Genomic DNA, 22,495 nt, shown 5'->3' on the forward strand with positions numbered 1-22,495 from the left:
GATGCGGCGATGAACGCGGGCCGATCCTCGCGCGCGAATGCGTAGACAAGGCAGACGAGCCCTACAGCGGCCCACGGGGGCGTCCCTCCCGGCGGCACCTTCGCCGTCCTCCGGCCTTGTGGCCGGTTCGCCCCCGGCTGTCGGGGGTGCCTCGTACAATGACCCGATGTCTTTCCCCGAGAACGACCCCGAGGTGAGCGACGCGTCGCGGGTCCTGCAGCGCGTCTTCGGCTACGACTCGTTCCGGGAGGGCCAGCAGGAGATCATCGATCACGTGGTGGCCGGCGGCGACGCCCTGGTGCTCATGCCGACGGGGGGCGGCAAGTCGCTGTGCTACCAGATCCCCGCGCTCGTGCGGAAGGGCACGGGGGTGGTGATCTCGCCGCTCATCGCGCTCATGCAGGACCAGGTCGACGCCCTGACGGCGCTCGGCGTGCGGGCCGGGTTCCTCAACTCCACCCAGGAGTTCGAGGAGCGTCGCCAGGTCGAGTCGGCCTTCCTCTCCGGTGAGCTGGACCTGCTCTACCTGGCGCCGGAGCGGCTGCGGGTCGACGCGACGCTGCGCCTGCTCGACAGCGGGACGATCTCGCTGTTCGCCATCGACGAGGCGCACTGCGTGGCCCAGTGGGGGCACGACTTCCGGCCCGACTACCTCGCCCTGTCCGCGCTGCACGAGCGCTGGCCCGACGTGCCGCGCGTCGCGCTGACCGCCACGGCCACCAGGGCCACCCACGCCGAGATCGCCTCCAGGCTCAGCCTGGAGGAGGCCCGCCACTTCGTGGCGAGCTTCGACCGGCCCAACATCCAGTACCGCATCGCTCCCAAGAACGAGCCGAAGCGGCAGCTGCTCGACCTGCTCCGCGCCGAGCACGCCGGGGACGCGGGCATCGTCTACTGCCTGTCGCGCAACTCGGTCGAGAAGATCGCCGAGTTCCTGGTGGAGAACGGTATCCAGGCGCTGCCCTACCACGCGGGCCTCGACGCCCGCACCCGCGCCGCCAACCAGGCACGCTTCCTGCGCGAGGACGGCCTCGTCATGGTCGCCACGATCGCGTTCGGCATGGGCATCGACAAGCCCGACGTGCGGTTCGTCGCCCACCTCGACCTGCCCAAGTCCATCGAGGGCTACTACCAGGAGACCGGCAGGGCGGGGCGCGACGGCCTGCCCTCCACCGCCTGGCTCGCCTACGGCCTCCAGGACGTCGTGCAGCAGCGCAAGATGATCGACACCTCGGAGGGTGACGACGCCCACCGTCGCCGCCTGGCCACCCACCTGGACGCCATGCTCGCCCTGTGCGAGGCGGTCGAGTGCCGCCGCGTGCTGCTGCTCGCCTACTTCGGCCAGCAGGCCGCCGCCTGCGGCAACTGTGACACCTGCCTGTCGCCGCCCGAGTCCTGGGACGGCACGGTCGCCGCGCAGAAGGTCCTGTCGACGGTGTTCCGGCTGATGCGCGAGCGCCGCCAGAAGTTCGGCGCGGGCCAGATCATCGACATCCTGCTCGGGAAGAAGACGGCCAAGGTCATCCAGCACGACCACGACGGCCTGACGGTGTTCGGCATCGGCACGGAGCTGGGCGAGGCCGAGTGGCGTGGTGTGGTGCGCCAGCTGCTGGCGCAGGGGCTGCTGGCCGTCGAGGGGGACTACGGCACGCTGGTGCTGACCGAGGCGAGCGCGGAGGTGCTGGGGCGCCGGCGCCAGGTCCCGCTGCGGCGCGAGCCTACGATGGCGGCCCGGCCCGCCAAGGCTGCGAAGACCTCCTCCTCGCGCCGGGCCGAGCCCGTCGAGCTGCCCGAGGAGGCGGTGCCGGTGTTCGAACTGCTCCGCGCCTGGCGCGGAGCCACCGCGAAGGAGCAGGGGGTGCCCGCGTACGTGATCTTCCACGACGCGACCCTGCGCGAGATCGCGACCCGGTCCCCCTCGTCCCTGGCCGAGCTGGGCACGGTGAGCGGGGTCGGGGAGAACAAGCTGGCCAAGTACGGCCAGCAGGTCCTCGACACCCTCGCCGGTACCGGCTCCGGCCCCGATTCCACGGGAAGCGAGGAAGGTCTCCTGGCCTTCCCCTGAGGTAGAATCGGGCGGAATCCGGGCCTCAGCGCCCCAATGACACGCAGGTAGGGGCCTGGAGGCTGTCGTCCACCTCCGGGCTCCTCGCGTTGACGGCCCCCCGCGGCTGCGGACTCCCGAAAGAGGACGATCGTTGCCTGACAGAAGGAACGACCCCGTGGTGGTCGTCGGGCTCGGCCGCTTCGGCGGTTCCCTCGCACTCGAGCTCTCCCGGCGGGGAACCGAGGTGCTGGCCATCGACAGCCGCCCCAAGGTGGTGCAGAGCCTGGCGGGGAAGCTCACCCACGTCGTCGTCGCAGACTCCACGGACATCGAGGCGCTGCGCCAGATCGGAGTGCCCGACTTCTACCGGGCGGTGGTCGCCATCGGCACCGACCTGGAGTCCAGCATCCTCACCACCTCCCTGCTCGTCGAACTGGAGATCGAGGACGTCTGGGCCAAGGCGATCAGCCGCGAGCACGGCCGCATCCTGGAGCGGGTCGGCGCCCACCACGTGATCCTCCCCGAGCACGACATGGGGGAGCGGCTGGCCCACCTGCTCAACGGGCGGATGCTCGACTACATGGAGGTGGACGGCGACTACGCGGTGGTCAAGACCCGGCCGCCCCGCGAGTACGTCGGCGTGCCCCTGGGCGAGTCCAACCTGCGGCGCAAGTACGGCGTGACGGTGGTCTGCGTCAAGGGCCAGTACGACGAGTTCACCTACGCCGACTCCGGAACGGTGCTGAGCTACGGCGACGTGATCGTCATCGCGGGCAAGATAGAGCAGGTGGAGCGGTTCACCGAGCTCCCGTGACCGCCCCCGCCATGTGGCCCGCGTGCCGGTATATCCGTGTGTGGTCGCCGTCGTCGATCTACACTGGGCGGAACCACTAGAACGGAGTTCGGTAGCGATGCGATTCGGACTGTTGCTCAACGAACCCAAAGAGCCGGACGTGCTCGGCAAGCTGCGGGAGCGCATCGCCCGCGCGGCCGACGACGGCTTCTCCTCCGCCTGGATGTCCCACATCTTCGGCCTCGACGCGCTGACCGCGCTCGCCGTGGCCGGAAACCAGGTGCCCGGGATCGAACTCGGCACCGCCGTCGTCCCGACCTACCCGCGCCACCCGGCGGCCCTCGCCCAGCAGGCGCTCACGGTCAACGCCGCCCTCGACGGGCGGCTCACGCTCGGCATCGGGCTCTCGCACCAGCTGGTGATCGAGAGCATGTACGGCATCGGCTTCGAGCGGCCCGCCCGGCACATGCGCGAGTACCTGTCGATCCTGATGCCGCTGGTACGCGGGGAGAACGCGTCCTTCCAGGGGGAGACCCTCACCGGACAGCTCGGGCTGAGCACACCGGGACCGAGGGACATGCCCGTGCTCATCGCCGCGCTGGCCCCCAGGATGCTCAGGCTGGCCGGGGAGACGGCCGACGGCACCGTGCTGTGGATGACCGGTCCCCGGACCGTGGCCGAGCATGTGGCGCCCGCCGTCACCGAGGCCGCGCGGGCCGCGGGGCGCCCCGGGCCGAGGATCGTGTGCGCGCTGCCCATCTGCGTCACCGACGACGCCGAGGCGGCCAGGGCGCTGGCCGCGGAGCGGTTCGAGATCTACGGCCAGCTGCCGTCCTACCGGGCGATGCTGGATCGGGAGGGGGCCGCGGGCCCGGCCGACGTGGCGATCGTCGGAGACGAGGACGAGGTGTCGGCGCGGATCGAGGCGCTCGCCAAGGCGGGGGTCACCGACTTCGTCGCCGCCGAGTACTCTCCCGGCACCCGGACGAGGGAGTTCCTCAAGAGCCTTCTCTGACGCGTCGCCCCCGCACCCGCCCCGCTCAGACGCCGAAGGCGCTCAGGGCCGCCCAGGCCGTGCCGGCACCGGTCACGGCCCCGGCGGCGACCTGGGCGGGGGTGTGGTGGGTGAGCCGGACCCGCGCCCAGCACACCGTCGCCACCACCAGCGCGCCCACGACCAGGGTGGGCGCCGCGGGCAGCACGTGGGCCAGCACCACCACGGTGCCCGCGGACACGGCCGCGTGGAAGGAGATCTTCCACTTGAGAGTGATCGGGACCGTCACCGCGAGCGCGGCCAGCATCGCGGTGACCGTGGCCACCAGCAGACGCGGCGCGCCGAGGGAGATCAGCAGCACCAGCGCGACGACCACCGCCGCGACCGCCACCAGCAGCGGCCTGGTCCGGCTCGCCCGGTCGACCAGATGGTGGGAGTCCAGGCGTCCGGAACGGACCCCGGCCAGGATCACCAGGGCGGGAATGCCGCCGCACAGGGCTGAGGCCACCAGGCCCCATGCCCCGCCCCGCCACCCGTCGGCCACCAGGCCGACGACCGGGGGCAGCCCGATGACCAGCACCTGCGGCGCGAACAGCCCCGTCAGCCACCGGGCCGCCGCCGTCGCGCCGCTCCCGTCGTCCGCCATCTCCTGACCGGTCATCTGAATCCTTCCAGCGCCAGGACCTCGGTCCCGAGATCCGGGCAGGAGGCCGGAGGCGCCCGCATCGGGGTGAGGTCCGTGAAAGGCCACCCTGCCAGCCGGGAGACCCGGGGACGAGCATCCGCGGGCCCCACGGCCTCCGGAACACCCCCGCGAGCGCGGCGGCGTGCCGCTGATCAGTCGTTGGCGTGCAGGATGCTGTTGAGCTCCACGCCCGTCCCCTGGCGGGGCACGACCTCGACGGCTCCCGAGGTGGAGTTGCGGCGGAACAGCAGGCCGGAGGCGCCGGAGAGCTCGGCCGCCTTGACCACCTGACCCTCGGGCAGGGCCACCTTGGTCCCGGCGGTGACGTAGAGGCCCGCCTCCACGACGCAGTCGTCACCGAGGGAGATGCCGATGCCGCTGTTGGCGCCCAGCAGGCAGCGCTGCCCGATGGAGATGACCTGCTTGCCGCCGCCGGACAGGGTGCCCATGATCGAGGCGCCGCCGCCGACGTCGGAGCCGTCGCCCACGACGACGCCCGCCGAGATACGGCCCTCGACCATGGAGCCGCCGAGCGTCCCGGCGTTGAAGTTGACGAAGCCCTCGTGCATCACGGTCGTGCCGCTCGCCAGGTGCGCGCCGAGACGGACCCGGTCGGCCTCGGCGATCCGGACGCCGCTGGGCACCACGTAGTCGACCATCCTGGGGAACTTGTCCACGCCGTAGACGGTCACCTGGCCGCGGGCGCGCAGGCGGAGCCGTACCCGCTCGAAGCCCTCGACGGCGCACGGACCGTGGTTGGTCCACACCACGTTGCCGAGCAGGCCGAACAGCCCGTCCAGGTTCAGGCCGTGCGGCTGGACGAGGCGTGCCGACAGCAGGTGCAGGCGCAGGTAGACGTCGTAGGTGTCGGCCGGGGCCTCCGACAGCTTGGTGATCTGAGTCCGCACCGCGACCACCTCCACGCCGCGGTCCTCGTCCACGCCGAGCAGCGCGGCGACCTCGGAGCCGAGCTCCTGGGCGGCCTCCTGCGCGCTCAGCCGGCTGGTGCCCGGAGCGGAGGGCTCGCCCAGCTGCGGGGACGGGAACCACGTGTCGAGCACGGTCCCGCCGGAAGTTATGGTCGCGATGCCGGTCGCGTACGCGCCGGAGATCTGAGCTGCTGCGTTCACACCGACCAAGCCTAGCCAAAGCGGTCGCAACGGCAGTATGCCGAGGGAGCGTCGGGCGTGTGCCCGCAGTGCCCGCCGGTTAGCGTGGCCGCCATGCTGCAGGGGATCGACGTGTCGAACTGGCAGGGCGCCGTCAACTGGGGCGCGCAGGCGAAGGGCGGGGTCTCCTTCGCCTTCGCCAAGGCGAGCGAGGGGAGCACCTTCACCGACAAGTGGTTCGGCACCAACTGGAACGGCATGCGCGAGAGCTGGATCGTCTGCGGCGCCTACCACTTCGCCCGCCCCGCGGGCGACCCCGAGGTGCAGGCGGTGCACTTCCTGAAGATCGTGCAGCGGGCCGGAGGGCTGCGCAGGGGCGATCTGCTCGCCCTCGACCTGGAGACCAACGACCACCTGCCCGCCGCCAGGGTGGCGCGGTTCGCCCGCAGCTGGTGTCAGGCGATCATCGCGCTGGCCGGGGTGAAGCCGGTGGTCTACACGTTCCAGGCGTTCGCGCAGAACGGCAACTGCGCCGGGCTGGAGACCTACCCGCTGTGGATCGCCGCGCCCGACGCGCCCCGGGGCAGGCCGCAGGTGCCCAGCCCGTGGCGGAGGTGGACCATTCACCAGCACTCGCACAAGCCGCTGGATCGCAACGTCTTTCGCGGGACCCGGGCCGAGCTGACCTCGCTGGGCTACCGCCGGAGCCGCGACGCCTGAGAAATCGCGTCGCCGACACCGGTAGCATCGATTTCGGACCATCCATCGACGTCTCCCAGGGAGCAACCGTGTCGGCCGTGCCAGAACTTCGTATCACCCTCGCCGGAGCCGCGCGTGTGGTGGCGGGAGGCACGACGTACGGGGAGGCGCTGGAGGCGGACGGCCGCTCCGTGGTCGCCGCCCGCGTGGGCGGCGAGCTGAAGGACCTCGCGGCCCCGGTGGCCGAGGGCGACGTGATCGAACCGGTCGAGGCGGCCAGCCCCGACGGGCGCGCCATCGTCCGCCACTCCACCGCGCACGTCATGGCCCAGGCCGTTCAGGAGATCTTCCCCGAGGCCAGGCTGGGCATCGGCCCGCCGGTCGAGAACGGTTTCTACTACGACTTCGACGTCAAGAACCCCTTCACCCCCGACGACCTCAAGCGCATCGAGAAGCGCATGCGCGAGATCGTCAAGCAGGGCCAGCTCTTCTCCCGCAGGCCCGTCTCCGACGACCAGGCGGCCGAGGAACTCGCCGCCGAGCCGTACAAGCTGGAGCTGATCGGCCTCAAGGGCGGGGTCGCCGACGAGGAGAGCGTCGAGGTGGGCGGTGCCGAGCTCACCATCTACGACAACCTCGACCCCAAGACCGGCGAGCTGTGCTGGAAGGACCTGTGCCGCGGCCCCCACGTGCCGACCACCCGGTCCATCCCGGCGTTCAAGCTGATGCGCACCGGCGGCGCCTACTGGCGGGGCAGCGAGAAGAACCCGCAGCTCCAGCGGATCTACGGCACCGCCTGGGAGTCGCGCGAGAAGCAGGATGAGTACCTCCACCTGCTGGAGGAGGCCGAGAAGCGGGATCACCGCAAGCTGGGCGCCGAGCTCGACCTGTTCTCCTTCCCCGACGAGCTGGGCTCCGGCCTGCCGGTCTTCCACCCCAAGGGCGGCGTGATCCGCCGCGTCATGGAGGACTACTCGCGCAAGCGGCACGAGGAGGCGGGCTACTCCTTCGTCAACACCCCGCACATCACCAAGAGCAAGCTCTACGAGATCTCCGGCCACCTCGACTGGTACAAGGACGGGATGTTCCCGGCCATGGAGCTGGAGGGGGCGGAGTACTACCTCAAGCCGATGAACTGCCCGATGCACAACCTGATCTTCAGGTCCCGCGGGCGTTCCTACCGGGAGCTGCCGCTGCGGCTGTTCGAGTTCGGCACGGTCTACCGCTACGAGAAGTCCGGCGTCATCCACGGCCTGACCCGCGTGCGCGGCATGACGCAGGACGACGCGCACATCTACTGCACTCACGAGCAGATGCGCGACGAGCTCAAGTCGCTGCTGCGCTTCGTGCTCGACCTGCTCCGCGACTACGGGCTCGACGACTTCTACCTGGAGCTGTCGACCAAGGACCCGGAGAAGTTCGTCGGTCCCGACGAGGTGTGGGAGGAGGCGACCGAGACGCTGCGCGAGGTCGCCGAGTCCGAGAAGCTGGAGCTCGTCCTCGACCCCGGGGGCGCCGCCTTCTACGGTCCGAAGATCTCCGTTCAGGCCCGCGACGCCATCGGCCGCACCTGGCAGATGTCGACCATCCAGCTGGACTTCAACCTGCCCGAGCTCTTCGAGCTCGAGTACCAGGCCGCGGACGGCACCCGGCAGCGTCCCGTCAAGATCCACCGGGCGCTGTTCGGCTCGATCGAGCGCTTCTTCGGCGTCCTGGTCGAGCACTACGCGGGCGCGTTCCCCCCCTGGCTCGCGCCGGTCCAGGTGGTCGGCATCCCGATCGCCGAGGCACACGTGCCCTACCTTCAGGACGTCGCCAAGAAGGCCCGCGAGCGGGGCATCAGGATCGAGGTCGACGCCTCCGACGACCGGATGCAGAAGAAGATCCGCAACGCGCAGAAGTCCAAGGTGCCCTTCATGCTCCTGGCGGGCGACGACGACATCGCCAACGGCGCTGTCTCCTTCCGCTTCCGCAACGGCGAGCAGAAGAACGGGGTCCCGGTCGACGAGGCGATCACCGAGATCGTCGACGCGATCGAGCGCCGTCTCCAGGTCTGAGCCTTCTCCGAGGCGTTCCGGGTCCGGCTTCCCCTCGGGGGCCGGACCCGTTCCTTTGGCGGGGCCAGGCCCCGCCAGGCGTCCCTAGTCGTGCTTCGCGGGCTCGGCGGGTGCCTCGGGCCGGATCTCGCCCGGCAGGCGGACGTCCTCCACGTCGACGTTGACCTCGACGACCCGCATGCCAAGCATCCGGCTGATGGTCCGGGCCACGTTGGTCTTCACCTCGTTGGCCACGTCCATCACCACGTGCCCGTACTCCGCCACGATCGACACGTCCACCGCGGCCGTACGGTCCTGCACATGGGCGCTGACGCCCCGAGGGCCGCGCCTGGCACCGATGCCGGCCCGCTCACGCACCGGCTCCACCGCGTGGGCGGTTTCGCCCCCCAGCTCGGCGACGCCCGTGACCTCAAGGGTGGCGAGGGCCGCGACCTTCTCCACCACCTCGTCCGCCACCTTGATCCGGCCCTTCACCACGGCCGAGGACACCGGGGTGACCGGGGCCGGGGGAGTCAGCGGAGAGACGGGAGACACGATCGCCGTCACGGCCGGGGAAGGGGAGGGCACCTCGTCCGGTGCCGGGGTGATCGTCTCGACCACCGCCAGGACGGGCTCGCTCGTGGAGGATGCCGGCGGCTCCGTGTCGGCGGACAGGGACAGGCTGAGGGAGAACGGGCGGGTGGGCCTGCCGCCGGTCTCGGCGGGAGACACGCTCTCCTCGGTCGGCTCCTCGACGGAGACGTCGGTCATGGGTACTCCTCGGCTGTCGGTGGTCTTGCTGGGGGATTCTGCCGGAAATTTGCGGCATTCGTCCGTTAATACGGTGAGATATAGATCGGGATCCCGTCCAGCCGCCGGATACCGGCCGATTCCGGTGCCCCGGCGGGGGAGGCGCCAGACCGAGGGAATCGGCTTGGCAATATGCTGGCGACCATGAGCAACGAGCCGGAGGCGCAGTACGGAGCGGGAACACCGGACGCGTTCCAGAGACTCTGGACTCCGCACCGGATGGCCTACATCAAGGGGGCCAGCAAACCGACGGGTTCGGGTCCCGAGGACGGCTGCCCGTTCTGCGAGATCCCCCAGATGAGCGACGAGGACGGCCTGATCGTCGCCCGAGGTGACGCGGTCTTCGCGCTGCTCAACCTCTACCCGTACAACTCCGGCCATCTGATGGTCTGCCCCTACCGCCACGTGCCGGACTACGCGGACCTGGACGAGACCGAGACCACCGAGCTCGCCGACTTCACCAAACGGGCGCTGGTCGCCCTGCGCAAGGCCAGCGGCGCGCAGGGTTTCAACGTGGGCATGAACCTGGGAGGTGTGGCGGGCGCCGGGATCGCCGCCCACCTTCACCAGCACGTGGTGCCCCGCTGGGGCGGCGACACCAACTTCATGCCCGTCGTCGGCCAGACCAGGGTGCTTCCTCAGCTGCTGCGTGACACAAGGGAACTGCTCGCCGGCTCCTGGCCCGCCTCGTCGTAGCGCGAGGCTCCGCCCAAGGTCCTGATGCCCACCGACAGTGTCAGCGGCACGGCGAGCGCCAGTGCCATGGAGAGCACCGCGGCGCCCGAGTCGTTGACCAGCATGCCGACCACCCCGCTGACCAGGGTGCCGATCAACCCGGCCCGCAGCGCGGGGGAGTGCGCGAACGCGGCGGGCAGCACCCCCGCGGTCGCCTGCTCCGGCCGTAGCAGCGCGTAGACGAGGAACGCCGTCGCGGCGATCACGACCGGCATCAGGTTGGGGCTGAGCAGCGTGCCCAGCATCGCGCCGAGCTTGCGGCCGATCACCTCGGTGGCCTCGCCGGTGAGCACCTGGCCGACGAAGCGCCCCAGGTGCGTCTGGAAAGCAGGCGGGCGCAGGTAGTCGAGGTAGGCGATGCCCATCACGGTGACGCCGCCCGCCACGCAGAACGCGCCCAGCTTGACGATCGAGACCCGCCTGCCCGCGATCAGCAGCGCGGTCACCGCGATCCCCGGTACGAACGCGATCACGCCGCCGAAGTCGCTGCCCACGCCCGGCCAGCCGCCCAGGATCATCGCGAAGCCGCCCAGCACCGCCACGGCGGTGACCGCCGCACCCGTGTGGCCTCCGCGCGTCAGCCGGTGCGCGATCGTGGCGGTCAGCAGCAGCACCGAGGTGGCGAAGAGCGCGAACGGGATGTTGCCCAGGCCGTAGTAGCGGGCCCCGACCACGGCGCTGTAGCCCATCACGCTGTTGAGCTGCAGGGTCGTCCCGGTCAGCAGGTCGCCCGCGAGCACCGCCGCGGTCACCCCCGCCACCACCGCCGGTGGTCCGAGCGGTGCGCGCCGCCATGGCCCCGCCAGCGCCAGCGTGGCCAGCAGCAGGGTGCATCCGGCGATCCCGCCGACCAGTGCGAGCAGCGGTGTACGCGCGTCCTGCCAGGGGGTGAGGTTCACCAGGTATGTCGAGGCGGGCACCGAGGCCAGTGCCACCGCGGCCACGCGCATGCGCCTCAGCCCGCGCCCGCGGCGCAACAGCAGGAACGCGGTCAGGTAGAAGGCGACCTGCAGCACGGCGACCGAGGTGAAGAAGACGCCGCCCACGTTCCTGATCGTCTGCCCGGCCACGTCGGCCCTCTCCAGGTCGGCCCGTGCGGCCTCGGTGGTGCCGGTCTGCCTCTCGCTCGCCTGCCAGGGGAGCCCGACCACGCCCGGCGGTGCCTCGACGCCGGTCAGGGAGAGCACCGTCGCGGTGACGTCCGGCAGGATCGTGATGTCGTCGCGGTGGGTGGAGGCCGCTCCCAGGAAGCGGCCGGAGAGGTCTCCGTCGCGCATCATGGCAACCCGAAGGTGCGGGTCGGCGCCGTGGTCGGACAGGCCCGCCAGCAGCACTCGCGCATCCTTGGGCAGCACGCTCAGCACCGCTCCGGCCTTGGCGTCGGCCAGGCGCAGCGCCGCCGCCCGCTGCTGCGGGGTGAGCCGCTCCTCGACCTTGGGCAGCCGTCCGTCGGTGATGTAGGGCCTGATCAGATCGTCGATGTCGACGGCGATCACACGACACCTGGTGAGCACGCCCGAGCGGATCTGCGCGGGGGAGGGAGCGTACACGTCGACCCTGCCCGATCTGTCGGCCAGTGCCAGCGCGGCCCCCGGGCCGATCGCCAGTGTGCACTCCCCGGCGGCATGCACGGCCTCGCCGAGGGCGCCCGCGTTGCGCTGCCCGGCGACGTCGCGCAGGTATCCGTAGCCGGGGATGACGGCACCCGTTTTGTCGGCCTCGGGCAGCGGGGGAAGCCCGCAGCCGTAGCCGACCGCGGACCTCACCCCGGCCGAGATCGTCAGCCAGCCGTCATAGGGACAGGTCACCCGGCCCACCGCGCGGACCGACAGCGAGCCGATCGCGCTCTGCGTGGCCAGCCGCCACAGATTCGGGGTGCCGCCGGGGCTGAGGTCGCTCCACTGCAGGCCAGGAATGCCGATCAGCACCACCCGCCCGTCCACCCGCGTGGCGGACTGCGCGACACCTGGCCACAGCAATCCCAGGACCAGCGCAAACGCGAAAAGCGTCCGCTTCACCGACGACCTCCCCTTTAGCTTCTGCCAGGTGCTCGCACCGTAGGGGAAGATCGTGTCACGGGTCCAGCGAATCCGGGGGTGGCCGGGGGCGCGGCGAGTCCGGAGGCAGGCCGCGGGGTACCCGGGCGCTCACCGCCGCGCCCTGCCCGTCCCACGGCGCGCCCACGTCGGCACGGACGCGTGTCCGAGAGGGCGTGGGCGTGTCCGGTCAGCTCCCGGTGGGGGCGCTCTCGTTCTGCAGGCGGTCCAGGGCGGTGACCAGGTAGGTGCCGCCGCCCGTCGTGGTGAAGGTCTGGCGGTCGCCGTTCACCGCGGGCACGACCGCGACCAGGTTGCGGGCGTCGGCGGTGGCGCACTCGCCTGGCTTGCCGGAGGCGATCCGGTAGACCGCGTACGAGCGGGCCTCCGGGGAGCTCTTCCAGCTGAGCGAGGTGCCCTGGAGCCGCAGGTCCGCGGGCTTGGCCGGGGCCTGCCCGCCGCGGTCCTTGATCAGCGGCAGCAGCGCCGGGCGCGGGTAGTGGCTCTTGACGATGCGGTCCAGTACGCCCAGAGGGTCGGTGGACAGCTGCTTGGCGCTGAAGTAGACGTCGCCGGAGACCTGCTTGTGCTTGCGGTTCTGAGTGAGGTGGGAGGGCAGTTCGCCGGGCCTGGTCCAGGCGGGGGTGTCGGTGGCGCCGACCCGGTACAGGGCCTGGCCGATGTAGAGGTGCACGTCGGTGCCCTTGACCTCGTTCGCCCACCAGGGCATCAGCACGTCGTAGTCGGCGGCCTTGAAGCCGCGCGGCCAGTAGAGCTGCGGTATGACGTAGTCGACGGTGCCCTTGCGGATCCAGTGGCGGGCATCGGCGTAGATGGAGTCGTACGCCGACATGCCGCCGGTGGCCGAGCCGGTGGGATCCTCGGACTTGTTGCGCCAGATCCCGAACGGGCTGACGCCGAACTTCACGTTGTTCCTGACCTCGTGCACCGCCCTGTCGACCTGCGCGATCAGTTTGTTGACGTTGGCGCGGCGCCAGTCGGCGAGCTTGGCGCCCTTGCCGTACTTGGCGAAGGCGGCGTCGTCGGCGAACCTCGCGTTCCCGGAGGGATAGGGGTAGAAGTAGTCGTCGAAGTGGACCCCGTCGACGTCGTAGCGGGTCACCACGTCCTTGACGACCTTGGTGACGTGGTCGCGGACCGCGGGCAGGCCGGGGTTGTAGTAGGCCTGGCCGCCGTGCTTGACGATCCACTCGGGGTGGACCCGGGCGGGGTGGTTCGCGGGCAGTCTGGACAGGTCGCCGTCGGGGGAGGCGCGGTAGGGGTTGAACCACGCGTGGAACTCCAGGCCGCGCCGATGGGCCTCGGCGACGAGGAAGGGCAGCGGGTCCCAGCCGGGGTCCTTGCCCGCGGTGCCGGTCAGATACTGCGACCACGGCTCCAGGTTCGACCTGTACAGCGCGTCGGAGGCCGGGCGGATCTGGACGAACACCGCGTTGAACCGCCGCTTGACCGCGTTGTCGAGGATCCTGACGTACTCCGCCTGCTGCCGGGCGGTGGACAGGCCGGTCCGCGAGGGCCAGTCGATGTTCTTGACCGTGGCGATCCACACCCCGCGCAACTGCCGCTTGGGGTACCTCACATCCACCGGGCACTGTGCCGAGGTGGAGGTCGTCGCTCCCGCCGTTTCGGCCGAGACCGCCGAGCTCTTGGCGCCCTTGGGCCGGGCCGGCGCGGTGTCGGGGCCGAAGGTGTATGCGGCACCCGTGGTCAGAACGGCGAGGGCGGCAGCGGCCAGAAGAGGGCGTCCGTTTCGCATGGTTCCCAAGTCTGGCACCTGGACCGGTGTGCTCTGGCCGGAAAAAAGAAATCGTTCCGTGATGATTTTGTTATGCGAGTGCGTGCTGGGAGGCGTGTGTCCGATGGGGTGTGTCCACCTGGTGGCGACGTGCCGCCGGGCACACGCCTCATCGCCCGATCAGCCGGTGACCTTCTCCACCAGATGTGACGGGAGCGGCTCGTAGCGCAGGAAGACCCGCTGGAACGTCCCCGTGCCGTGTGACATGGATCTCAGATCGATCGAGTACCGGGTGATCTCCAGCTCGGGCACCTCGGCCCTGACCAGGGTACGTCCCACCCCCACCGGCTCCGTGCCGAGCACGCGGCCCCTGCGCGAGGACAGGTCGGACATCACCGCGCCCACGTGCTCGTCGGAGACCAGCACGGACACCTCGTCGACGGGTTCGAGCAGCAGCGTGGGCACCTTGGTCGCGGCCTCCTTCAGCGCGAGCGCCCCGGCGATCTGGAAGGCCATGTCGGAGGAGTCGACCGAGTGGGCCTTGCCGTCGTACAGCGTCACCCGCACGTCCACCATGGGGTAGCCGGCGAGGACCCCGCGCTGCATCTGGGTGCGTACGCCCTTCTCCACCGAGGGGATGAACTGGCGCGGCACCACGCCGCCGACGATCTTGTCCACGAACTCGAAGCCGCCGCCGGACGGCAGGGGCTCGACCTCCAGGTGGCAGACGGCGAACTGGCCGTGGCCGCCGGTCTGCTTGACGTTGCGGCCCAGGGCCTGGCAGCGGCCGCCGAAGGTCTCCCTGAGCGGCACCCGCAGCTCGATCTTCTCCACCTCCACACCGTGCCGCCTGCTCAGCCGCTCCAGCAGCACGTCGGTGTGGGCCTCGCCCATACACCACAGCACGAGCTGGCGGGTCTCGGGGTTGTGCTCCAGCCGGAGTGTCGGGTCCTCGGCGACCAGCCGCTGCAGCGCCTGGCTCAGCTTGTCGTCATCGGCCTTGGACTTGGGCTGGATCGCCACCGGCAGCAGCGGCTCCGGCATCGTCCAGGCCTTCATCACCAGCGGGTTCTCCCGGTCCGACAGGGTGTCGCCGGTCTCCGCGCGTGACAGTTTGGCCACCGCCGCGATGTCCCCGGCCACGCACTTGGCGGTCGTCCGCTGGAGCTTGCCCAGCGGCGAGGAGAGCGCCCCGATGCGCTCGTCCACGTCGTGGTCCTCATGCCCGCGGTCGGCCAGGCCGTGCCCCGAGACGTGCACCGTCATGTCGGGGCGCAGCGTGCCGGAGAAGACCCGCACCAAGCTGATCCGGCCCACGTACGGATCGCTGGTCGTCTTGACGATCTCCGCGACCAGCGGCCCGTCGGGGTCACAGGTGATACCGGCGACGGGCCGGCCGTCGATCGAGGTGATCTCCGGCATCGGGTGCTCGGGTGGCGATGGGAAGCCCTGGGTGATGAGCTCCAGGACCTCCAGCGCGCCCACGCCGGTCCCCGCGGCCAGCACCGGGTAGAAGCCGCCGCGCGCGACGGCCTTCTCCAGGTCCCCGATGAGGGCCTTGGTGTCGATCTCCTCGCCGGAGAGGTAACGGTCCATCAGGGACTCGTCCTCGCTCTCCTGGATGATGCCCTCGATCAGGGTGCCCCGGTAGATCTCGATCTGGTCGGCGTAGGCCGGGCCTGGGGAGTTCTCCGTCCTGGTGCCGGTCGCGTAGTTGTAGAACTTCTGGCTCAGCAGCCCGATCAGGCCGTTCACCCTGCCGTTGGTCACCACCGGCAGGTACAGCGGCGAGACGCCGTCGCCGAAGGCCTCCTGGCAGGCGGCGAGGACGTCCTCGAAGTTCGCCCGCTGGTGGTCGATCTTGGTGATCACGACCGCGCGGGGCATCCCGACCGCCGCGCACTCCTCCCAGAGCATCCTGGTCAGGCCGTCCACGCCCTCGACGGCCGAGACGACGAACAGCGCCGCGTCGGCCGCGCGCAACCCGGCGCGCAGGTCGCCGGCGAAGTCGGCGTAGCCGGGCGTGTCCAGCAGGTTGATCTTGATGTCGTTGTGGATCACGGGGGCCACGGTGAGATTCACCGAGCGCTGCTGGCGCACCTCGACCTCGTCGAAGTCGCTGGCCGTCGTGCCGTCCTCGACCCGGCCGGGCCGCTGGATGGTCTTGGTCGCGGCCAGCAACGCCTCCACGAGCGTTGTCTTCCCGGCACCGGAATGGCCGACCAGCACGACGTTTCTTATCTTGTCCGGCTGATCGACCGTGGGTGCCCTCCCCGCGGCTCCCGCTGTTCCGCCGGTTGCTCTCTCCGCCACATCGCCTCCCGCGTCGTTGCCGAAGGGGCGCGGCCTGGTGGGGCCCACCCCCGGGATCCGCTGCCGCGTCCATACACCGCATGGACGCGGTGTGTTCACCAAATACCCATGTGGCGAATATCACAAGAGGGGTGGGGCGATCCTATTGCGAGCGGGAAGTCTGATCGCTAGGTGTCCGAGCCTCCTCCGGAGAGCTCTCGCCGTGACGGCAACGCCTTGTCACACGGCTCGCCGATGCGCGCTCTCAGGCCGGGTGGCCTACGATCGGAGCGCGATGCTGAAACTTCTGCGCCCCGCCGTCACCCGAGTCTTGACCCCGCTGGGCAGGGCACTCACCCGCCGCGGGATCAGCCCCAACGCGGTCACCGCCGTGGGCACGCTCGGCACCGTCGCCGCCGCGCTGTTCTTCTACCCCCGGGGCCAGCTGTTCGTGGGCACGATGGTGATCACCTTCTTCGTGCTGGCCGACCTCCTCGACGGGGTCATGGCCAGGATGACGGGCGTGGGAAGCACCTGGGGCGCCTTCCTCGACTCCACGCTCGACAGGGTCGGCGACGCGGGAATCTTCTCCGGGCTGGTGTTCTGGTTCATCGTGAGCGATCAGCGGACGCTGGCGGGGGTCGCGCTGTTCTGCCTCGTCGCCGGAGCGGTGGTGTCCTACGTCAAGGCCAGGGCGGAGGCGCTGGGCATGACGTGCGACGTCGGTCTCGCCGAGCGGCCGGAGCGCCTGGTGGTGGGTCTGGTCTCGGCCGGCCTCGGCGGCCTCGGTGTGCCGTACATCCTGGCCGCGGGGCTCTGGCTGCTCGCCGCGGCCAGCGCGGTCACGGTCGGCCAGCGCCTGCTGCACGTGCGCCGGCAGGCCGTCTCCACCTCGCCCCGGCCCCTCCGCTGATCGGAAAATCGATGACAGACAAGCCCTCCCCCCAGGACCGTCTCGTCGCGGCCGCGTTCGGCGCCGGATGGAGGATCGTGCCCCGCCTGCCCGAGCGGTTCACCGCCTGGGCCTTCCGCGCCGCCGCCGACCGGCTGTGGAGGCACCGGGGAAAGTCGGTGCTCAGGCTGGAGGCCAACCTCGCCAGGGTCAAGGGCACCTCGCCGGGCGACCCGGCGATCCGGGAGCTCAGCCGCGACGGCATGCGCTCCTACTTCCGCTACTTCCACGAGGTTTTCCGGCTGCCCTCGATCCCCGTCGCCGAACTCGTCTCCCGGATGCACGTGATCGGGGCGGAGCCCGTCTACGACAACCTCGCCGCCGGGCGCGGCGTGGTCCTCGCCCTGCCGCACATGGGCAACTGGGACCAGGCGGGCGCCTGGTTCGCCGGGACGGGACATCCCTTCACCACGGTCGCCGAGCGGCTCAAACCCGAGTCGCTGTTCCATCGCTACACCGCCTTCCGCGAGGGGCTGGGCATGGAGGTGCTGCCGCTCACCGGTGGTGACGGTCACACCTTCGGCACCCTGGCGCAGCGCCTGCGCGCCGGGCTCCCGGTCGCCCTGCCCGCCGAGCGCGACCTGACCGCGAACGGTGTCGAGGTGCAGTTCTTCGGCTCGGCCACGCGGATGCCCGCCGGCCCCGGCCTGCTGGCCGTGCACACCGGGGCCGCCCTCATCCCGGCGATCCCCTACTTCCAGGGGACCGGCTGGGGCCTGCAGTTCCACGAGGAGATCGCGGTCCCGGCCGAGGGCACCAGGAAGGAGAAGGTGGCCGTCGTCACGCAGAGCCTCGCGGGCGTCTTCGAGAAGGGCATCGCCGAGCACCCCGAGGACTGGCACATGCTCCAGCGCCTCTGGCTCGAGGACCTGGAGCCCAGGGGATGAGGATCGGCATCGTCTGCCCCTACACCTGGGACGTGCCGGGCGGAGTCCAGGTGCACATCCGCGATCTCGCGGAGGCGCTCATGGAGGAAGGCCACCACGTCTCGGTGATCGCCCCCGCCGCGGACAACGCCCCGCTGCCCCCGTACGTGACCTCGGCGGGCCGCGCGATTCCGGTGCCCTTCAACGGGTCGGTGGCCAGGATGTCGTTCGGGTTCCTGTCGGCGAACCGGGTGCGCCGCTGGGTGCGCGAGGGCGCCTTCGACGTGCTGCACGTGCACGAACCGGCCATCCCCTCGCTGGGGCTGCTCGCCTGCTGGGTGGCCAGGGGGCCGATCGTGGCCACCTTCCACGCCTCGTACGGTAACTCCCGGTCCTTCTCGGTCACGGCCTCGGTGCTGATGAGCGCGCTGGAGAAGATCACCGGCCGGATCGCGGTGTCCGACGCGGCCAGGAAGACCCTGGTCGAGTTCATGGGCGGTGACGCCGTGCTCATCCCCAACGGGGTGACGGTCGGCCGCTACGCCGAGGGCGAGCCGCTGCCCGGCTGGGACGAGGGCGAGGTGATCGGCTTTCTCGGCAGGATGGACGAGCCGCGCAAGGGCCTGCCGGTGCTGCTGGAGGCGTTCGTCCTGCTGGCCGCCGAGCGGCCGGCGCTGCGCCTGCTCCTGGCCGGGCCGGGTGACGCCGCCGAGGTGCTGGAGCGCGTCCCGGCCGCCCTCCACGACCGGATCGGCCTGCTCGGCATGGTCAGCGAGGAGGACAAGGTGCGTGCCTACCACACGGTCGACGTCTTCTGCGCGCCCAACCTGGGGGGTGAGAGCTTCGGCATCGTGCTGACCGAGGCGATGTCGGCCGGCGCGGCGATCCTGGCGAGCGACATCCCGGCCTTCCGCAAGGTGCTCGACGACGGCCAGGCGGGAGCGCTGTTCGAGACGGGCGACGCCACCTCGCTCGCCCGCCGGGCCGCCGAGCTGCTCGACGACCCCGTGCGCCGGGCCAAGCTGTCGCAGGAGGCCCGCGCCGCCGTGCGGAAGTACGACTGGTCGACGGTCGCCCGTGACGTCCTGCGGGTCTACGAGACGGTGGCGAGTACGGCCGGGGTCGAGGAGGACGCCGAGGGCGCCGAGGGCGCAGGGGACGCCGAGGGCACAGTGGCGAGCAGGGCCTGGGCCGAGGGGAACGACACGCTGTGACGACCACGCTGATCCTGGTGGTGGGCGCGATCGTGGTGCTCTGCGCCGTCTACATCTCCTGGCGGGCGGGCAGGCTCGACCGGCTGCACATCCGGCTGGAGCTGGCCCGTGAGTCCCTGGACGCCGCCCTGGTGCGGCGGACCGCCGTCAGCCTGGAGTTGGCCGCCTCCCGGCTGCTGGACCCGGCGACGAGCCTGGTGCTGGCCGCGGCCGCCCACGAGGCCCGTACGGCGGGTCCCGAGGAGCGTGAGCACGCCGAGAGCGACCTGTCGCGCACCCTGCGAGCCGTCGTCGACCAGGAGCGCTTCCGTGACCGGCTGGCCGACACTCCGGCAGGTTCCGACCTGCTGGAGGAGCTGGGGGCCGCGGTGGCCAAGGTCCTCTACTCCCGCCGGTTCTACAACAACGCGGTGGGCGTGACCCGCGCGGCGCAACGCCGCTGGCTGGCCCGCACGCTGCGGCTGGCCGGGCACACCGAGTATCCGGGCTTCTTCGAGATCGACGATGCGCCGCCGAAGGCCCTGGCCGCCGAATAAGCCACACATAAACTGGAGTAACTGACAAGTCGGACACCGGTAGGCTCTTGGCGGTTCGTGGCCGAGTGGCTAAGTGGCTGACTTGAGGAGATGAATCGTGCGGGTTTCTCGGATGATCGCCGTCACGCTGGCGGGAGTCGCGGTTCTCGCGCCGGTCGCGGCCTGTTCCTCCGACAAGCCCGCGTCGGCGGGCAATCCGGTGGCCGGTGAGCCGAGTGCGGCGCCGACCCCCACGCCCGAGCCGACGCACCCCTTCACCGGCCTGCCGGGCGCGGCCCGCAGGCCGGTGCTCGCGGCGAAGATCGAGAACACCTCGGCGGGCAAGCCGCAGCTCGGCCTCAAAAGCGCGGACATCGTCTACATAGAGCAGGTCGAGGCGGGCCTGACCCGGCTGATGGCGATCTTCTCCTCGAAGATCCCGGCCAAGATCGGCCCGGTCCGCAGCGCCCGCATCTCCGACCTGCACATCGTCCCGCAGTTCGGCAGGCCCGCCTTCGCCTACTCGGGCGCGCAGACCAAGATGCTCCCCTTCATCGCCGAGGCGCCGCTGTTCGACGTCTCCGACAGCCGGGCGCCGGGCGCCTACTTCCGCCAGGAAGGACGCTTCGCCCCCTACAACCTGTTCGCCAACACCAGGCAGCTGCTGACCGAGGCGCCCAAGGCGAGCAGGTCCAAGGACATCGGATTCACCTTCGGCGACGCCCCCGAGGGCGGCGTGCCGCGGAAGGCGTACAGCGTGAAGTACCCGGCGGCCCGTTTCACCTTCGCCTGGTCGCAGGCGGCGGGCAAGTGGCTGATCTGGCAGGACGGCAAGAAGGACATGGCGGCCGAGGGCGGCCAGCTCGGCGCGCCCACGATCGTCGTGCAGTACACCAAGACGGAGCGCTCGGAGTTTCACGACAAGAACCAGAGCTACACGCCGCTGGTGCACAGCACGGGCAAGGGCAGGGCGATCGTGCTCCGCGACGGGCAGGCGTTCAAGGCCCGCTGGTCACGGGAGACGGAGAAGGACGGCACCGTCTTCACCACGGAGGCGGGTGAGCCGATGAACTTCGCCCCCGGTCAGGTCTGGATCGCGCTGGCCTCCGCCAAACCCGTCATTCCCTGACGCGCAAGTCCTACATCATGTTCAAGAGGATCTTCTAAGAACGACAAGACGGCGTGTAGGGGGCATCCTGCCCAGCGCCTACGATGGAAGCGTAGTGGCCGTCCAGCGCGGGCGGCCCGTGATCCGCAGCCGTCGTGAGGTAGAGACCGTGTCCAGCAGCACGCCCGAAGTCAGCGATACCACCGTCACCGGAACCGCCCGGGTCAAGCGCGGCATGGCAGAGATGCTCAAGGGCGGCGTCATCATGGACGTCGTCAACGCCGAGCAGGCCAAGATCGCCGAAGACGCCGGTGCCGTGGCCGTCATGGCCCTCGAACGGGTACCCGCCGACATCCGCGCCCAGGGCGGCGTCTCCAGGATGAGCGACCCCGACATGATCGACGGCATCATCGCCGCCGTCTCGATCCCGGTCATGGCCAAGGCCCGCATCGGCCACTTCGTCGAGGCTCGGGTGCTCCAGTCGCTTGGCGTCGACTACGTCGACGAGTCCGAGGTGCTCACCCCGGCCGACTACGCCAACCACATCGACAAGTGGCAGTTCACGGTGCCCTTCGTCTGTGGCGCGACCAACCTGGGCGAGGCGCTGCGCCGCATCACCGAGGGCGCGGCGATGATCCGTTCCAAGGGCGAGGCGGGCACCGGCGACGTCTCCAACGCCACCACCCACATGCGCAAGATCAGGGGCGAGATCAAGCGCCTGGCCTCGCTGCCCGCCGACGAGCTCTATGTCGCGGCCAAGGAGCTCCAGGCGCCGTACGAGCTGGTCGCCGAGGTCGCCAAGACCGGCAAGCTGCCGGTGGTGCTGTTCACCGCCGGTGGCATCGCCACCCCGGCCGACGCCGCGATGATGATGCAGCTCGGCGCCGAGGGCGTGTTCGTCGGCTCGGGCATCTTCAAGTCCGGCAACCCCGCCGAGCGCGCCGCCGCGATCGTCAAGGCCACCACCTTCCACGACGACCCCGACGTCATCGCGAAGGTCTCCCGCGGCCTGGGCGAGGCCATGGTCGGCATCAACGTCGACGACATCCCGGCCCCGCACCGGCTGGCCGAGCGCGGCTGGTAGCGGAACTCAGGGAAACCGGCGGAGAGGCGGCCTCCTTGCGGGAGGCCGCCTCTCCGGCGCTAGAAGGGCCGTCCAGGAAGGCCCAGGGCTGGTTATGAACCAGTTTGGGGTGATCCGTGGGGTGGCCATACCCTGAAAGGGACGTTTCTTTTCCAGGGGAAGGACCATCGGTGACCATCGTCCCGACGATCGGCGTGTTCGCGCTTCAAGGCGACGTGCGCGAGCACGTGCGCTCGCTGGAGGCGGTGGGTGCCAGAGCGGTCGCCGTACGGCGCCCTCACGAACTGGAGGCGGTCGACGGCCTCGTCATCCCGGGCGGCGAGTCCACCACGATGTGGAAGCTCGCCGAGACCTTTGAGCTGCTCGAACCGCTCCGGATGCGGATCAAGGCCGGGATGCCCGCCTATGGCTCCTGCGCCGGCATGATCATGCTGGCGGACCGGATCGAGGGCGGCGTCGAGGGCCAGCAGACGATCGGCGGCATCGACATGGTCGTTCGGCGCAACGCCTTCGGCCGCCAGGTCGACTCCTTCGAGGCCGACATCGACTTCGCCGGCCGCGGTGCCATGCGGGCGGTCTTCATCCGCGCGCCCTGGGTGGAATCCGTGGGTTCGGGGGTCGAAGTGCTGGCGTTGGCCGAACCTGGAGATAGGATCGTCGCGGTCCGTCAAGGACCGCTGCTCGCCACATCCTTCCACCCGGAGATTACCGGGGATGTTGGTGTGCATTCATATTTCGCTGAGATGGTGAGGGAGCTCTAGGGG

19 protein-coding genes are annotated in these 22,495 nt (G+C 70.5%); 13 read left to right on the plus strand and 6 right to left on the minus strand.

What is annotated here, in order from left to right; all coding sequences use genetic code 11:
* The first annotated feature begins 166 nt into the window (after positions 1-166).
* The 3 genes from recQ to ABZU75_RS13970 all read left to right on the plus strand — a co-directional run bounded on the left by recQ (position 167) and on the right by ABZU75_RS13970 (position 3,855).
* Entirely contained in the window at positions 167-2,065 is a 1,899-nt protein-coding gene (gene recQ / locus ABZU75_RS13960) for a DNA helicase RecQ (protein ID WP_355553565.1), read from the plus strand.
* A 133-nt stretch (positions 2,066-2,198) separates the two neighbouring features.
* The gene (locus ABZU75_RS13965) at positions 2,199-2,861 is read left to right on the plus strand and encodes a TrkA family potassium uptake protein (protein ID WP_350927237.1); all 663 of its coding nucleotides are present in this window, start codon (positions 2,199-2,201) and stop codon (positions 2,859-2,861) included.
* Positions 2,862-2,958: 97 nt separating this feature from the next.
* Entirely contained in the window at positions 2,959-3,855 is an 897-nt protein-coding gene (locus ABZU75_RS13970) for an LLM class F420-dependent oxidoreductase (protein WP_355553570.1), read from the plus strand.
* Between the two features lie 25 nt (positions 3,856-3,880).
* Here ABZU75_RS13970 and ABZU75_RS13975 read toward each other — a convergent pair whose 3' ends face one another.
* On the minus strand, positions 3,881-4,495 hold the full coding sequence (locus tag ABZU75_RS13975; protein ID WP_355553573.1) for a hypothetical protein: 615 nt from the start codon (positions 4,493-4,495) through the stop codon (positions 3,881-3,883).
* A gap of 176 nt (positions 4,496-4,671) precedes the next feature.
* Positions 4,672-5,649 carry a 2,3,4,5-tetrahydropyridine-2,6-dicarboxylate N-succinyltransferase gene (gene dapD, locus ABZU75_RS13980; protein WP_355553576.1) on the minus strand — a complete coding sequence of 326 codons (978 nt, stop codon included), beginning with the start codon at positions 5,647-5,649 and terminating at the stop codon, positions 4,672-4,674.
* 93 nt (positions 5,650-5,742) lie between these two features.
* On the opposite strand from dapD, the gene ABZU75_RS13985 reads away from it, so the two are divergent.
* Both ABZU75_RS13985 and thrS read left to right on the plus strand, forming a co-directional pair.
* Entirely contained in the window at positions 5,743-6,348 is a 606-nt protein-coding gene (locus ABZU75_RS13985; RefSeq protein WP_355553579.1) for a glycoside hydrolase family 25 protein, read from the plus strand.
* A 68-nt stretch (positions 6,349-6,416) separates the two neighbouring features.
* Positions 6,417-8,384: a threonine--tRNA ligase gene (gene thrS / locus ABZU75_RS13990; protein WP_355553582.1), complete on the plus strand. Its 1,968-nt coding sequence runs from the start codon at positions 6,417-6,419 to the stop codon at positions 8,382-8,384.
* 84 nt (positions 8,385-8,468) lie between these two features.
* Here thrS and ABZU75_RS13995 read toward each other — a convergent pair whose 3' ends face one another.
* Complete coding sequence (locus tag ABZU75_RS13995) at positions 8,469-9,134, minus strand: Asp23/Gls24 family envelope stress response protein (RefSeq protein ID WP_355553585.1); 666 nt, start codon at positions 9,132-9,134, stop codon at positions 8,469-8,471.
* A 183-nt stretch (positions 9,135-9,317) separates the two neighbouring features.
* Here ABZU75_RS13995 and ABZU75_RS14000 point away from each other — a divergent pair, with 183 nt between their 5' ends.
* Positions 9,318-9,869, plus strand: coding sequence for an HIT domain-containing protein (locus ABZU75_RS14000; RefSeq protein ID WP_350927251.1), 552 nt, complete (start codon positions 9,318-9,320; stop codon positions 9,867-9,869).
* Here the strand turns inward: ABZU75_RS14000 and ABZU75_RS14005 are convergent.
* From ABZU75_RS14005 to ABZU75_RS14015, 3 genes are all read right to left on the minus strand, one after another.
* Entirely contained in the window at positions 9,812-11,926 is a 2,115-nt protein-coding gene (locus tag ABZU75_RS14005; RefSeq protein WP_355553589.1) for a hypothetical protein, read from the minus strand. The two genes, ABZU75_RS14000 and ABZU75_RS14005, sit on opposite strands and share 58 nt — an antisense overlap.
* Before the next feature lie 208 nt (positions 11,927-12,134).
* Positions 12,135-13,721: a family 10 glycosylhydrolase gene (locus ABZU75_RS14010; RefSeq protein WP_355553592.1), complete on the minus strand. Its 1,587-nt coding sequence runs from the start codon at positions 13,719-13,721 to the stop codon at positions 12,135-12,137.
* 159 nt (positions 13,722-13,880) lie between these two features.
* On the minus strand, positions 13,881-16,013 hold the full coding sequence (locus ABZU75_RS14015; protein WP_355553595.1) for an elongation factor G-like protein EF-G2: 2,133 nt from the start codon (positions 16,011-16,013) through the stop codon (positions 13,881-13,883).
* 274 nt (positions 16,014-16,287) lie between these two features.
* Between ABZU75_RS14015 and pgsA the strand changes: the two genes are divergently transcribed.
* From pgsA to pdxT, 7 genes are all read left to right on the plus strand, one after another.
* A complete protein-coding gene (gene pgsA, locus ABZU75_RS14020) occupies positions 16,288-16,905 on the plus strand; it encodes a phosphatidylinositol phosphate synthase (protein ID WP_355553598.1) in 618 nt (205 codons plus the stop codon).
* A gap of 11 nt (positions 16,906-16,916) precedes the next feature.
* A complete protein-coding gene (locus ABZU75_RS14025) occupies positions 16,917-17,831 on the plus strand; it encodes a phosphatidylinositol mannoside acyltransferase (protein ID WP_355553601.1) in 915 nt (304 codons plus the stop codon).
* The gene (locus tag ABZU75_RS14030; RefSeq protein WP_355553604.1) at positions 17,828-19,024 is read left to right on the plus strand and encodes a glycosyltransferase family 4 protein; all 1,197 of its coding nucleotides are present in this window, start codon (positions 17,828-17,830) and stop codon (positions 19,022-19,024) included. The genes ABZU75_RS14025 and ABZU75_RS14030 overlap by 4 nt, the downstream gene beginning before the upstream one ends.
* Positions 19,021-19,560: a hypothetical protein gene (locus ABZU75_RS14035; RefSeq protein ID WP_355553607.1), complete on the plus strand. Its 540-nt coding sequence runs from the start codon at positions 19,021-19,023 to the stop codon at positions 19,558-19,560. The genes ABZU75_RS14030 and ABZU75_RS14035 overlap by 4 nt, the downstream gene beginning before the upstream one ends.
* A 97-nt stretch (positions 19,561-19,657) precedes the next feature.
* Positions 19,658-20,668 (plus strand): DUF3048 domain-containing protein, encoded by a 1,011-nt coding sequence (locus ABZU75_RS14040; RefSeq protein ID WP_355553610.1) that lies wholly within the window; start codon positions 19,658-19,660, stop codon positions 20,666-20,668.
* A gap of 148 nt (positions 20,669-20,816) precedes the next feature.
* Positions 20,817-21,731: a pyridoxal 5'-phosphate synthase lyase subunit PdxS gene (pdxS, locus tag ABZU75_RS14045; protein ID WP_355553613.1), complete on the plus strand. Its 915-nt coding sequence runs from the start codon at positions 20,817-20,819 to the stop codon at positions 21,729-21,731.
* 170 nt (positions 21,732-21,901) lie between these two features.
* Complete coding sequence (gene pdxT, locus ABZU75_RS14050; protein ID WP_350927268.1) at positions 21,902-22,492, plus strand: pyridoxal 5'-phosphate synthase glutaminase subunit PdxT; 591 nt, start codon at positions 21,902-21,904, stop codon at positions 22,490-22,492.
* Positions 22,493-22,495: the final 3 nt, after the last annotated feature.

The organism is Streptosporangium sp. NPDC005286 (assembly GCF_040607515.1).
GTDB lineage: Bacteria > Actinomycetota > Actinomycetes > Streptosporangiales > Streptosporangiaceae > Streptosporangium.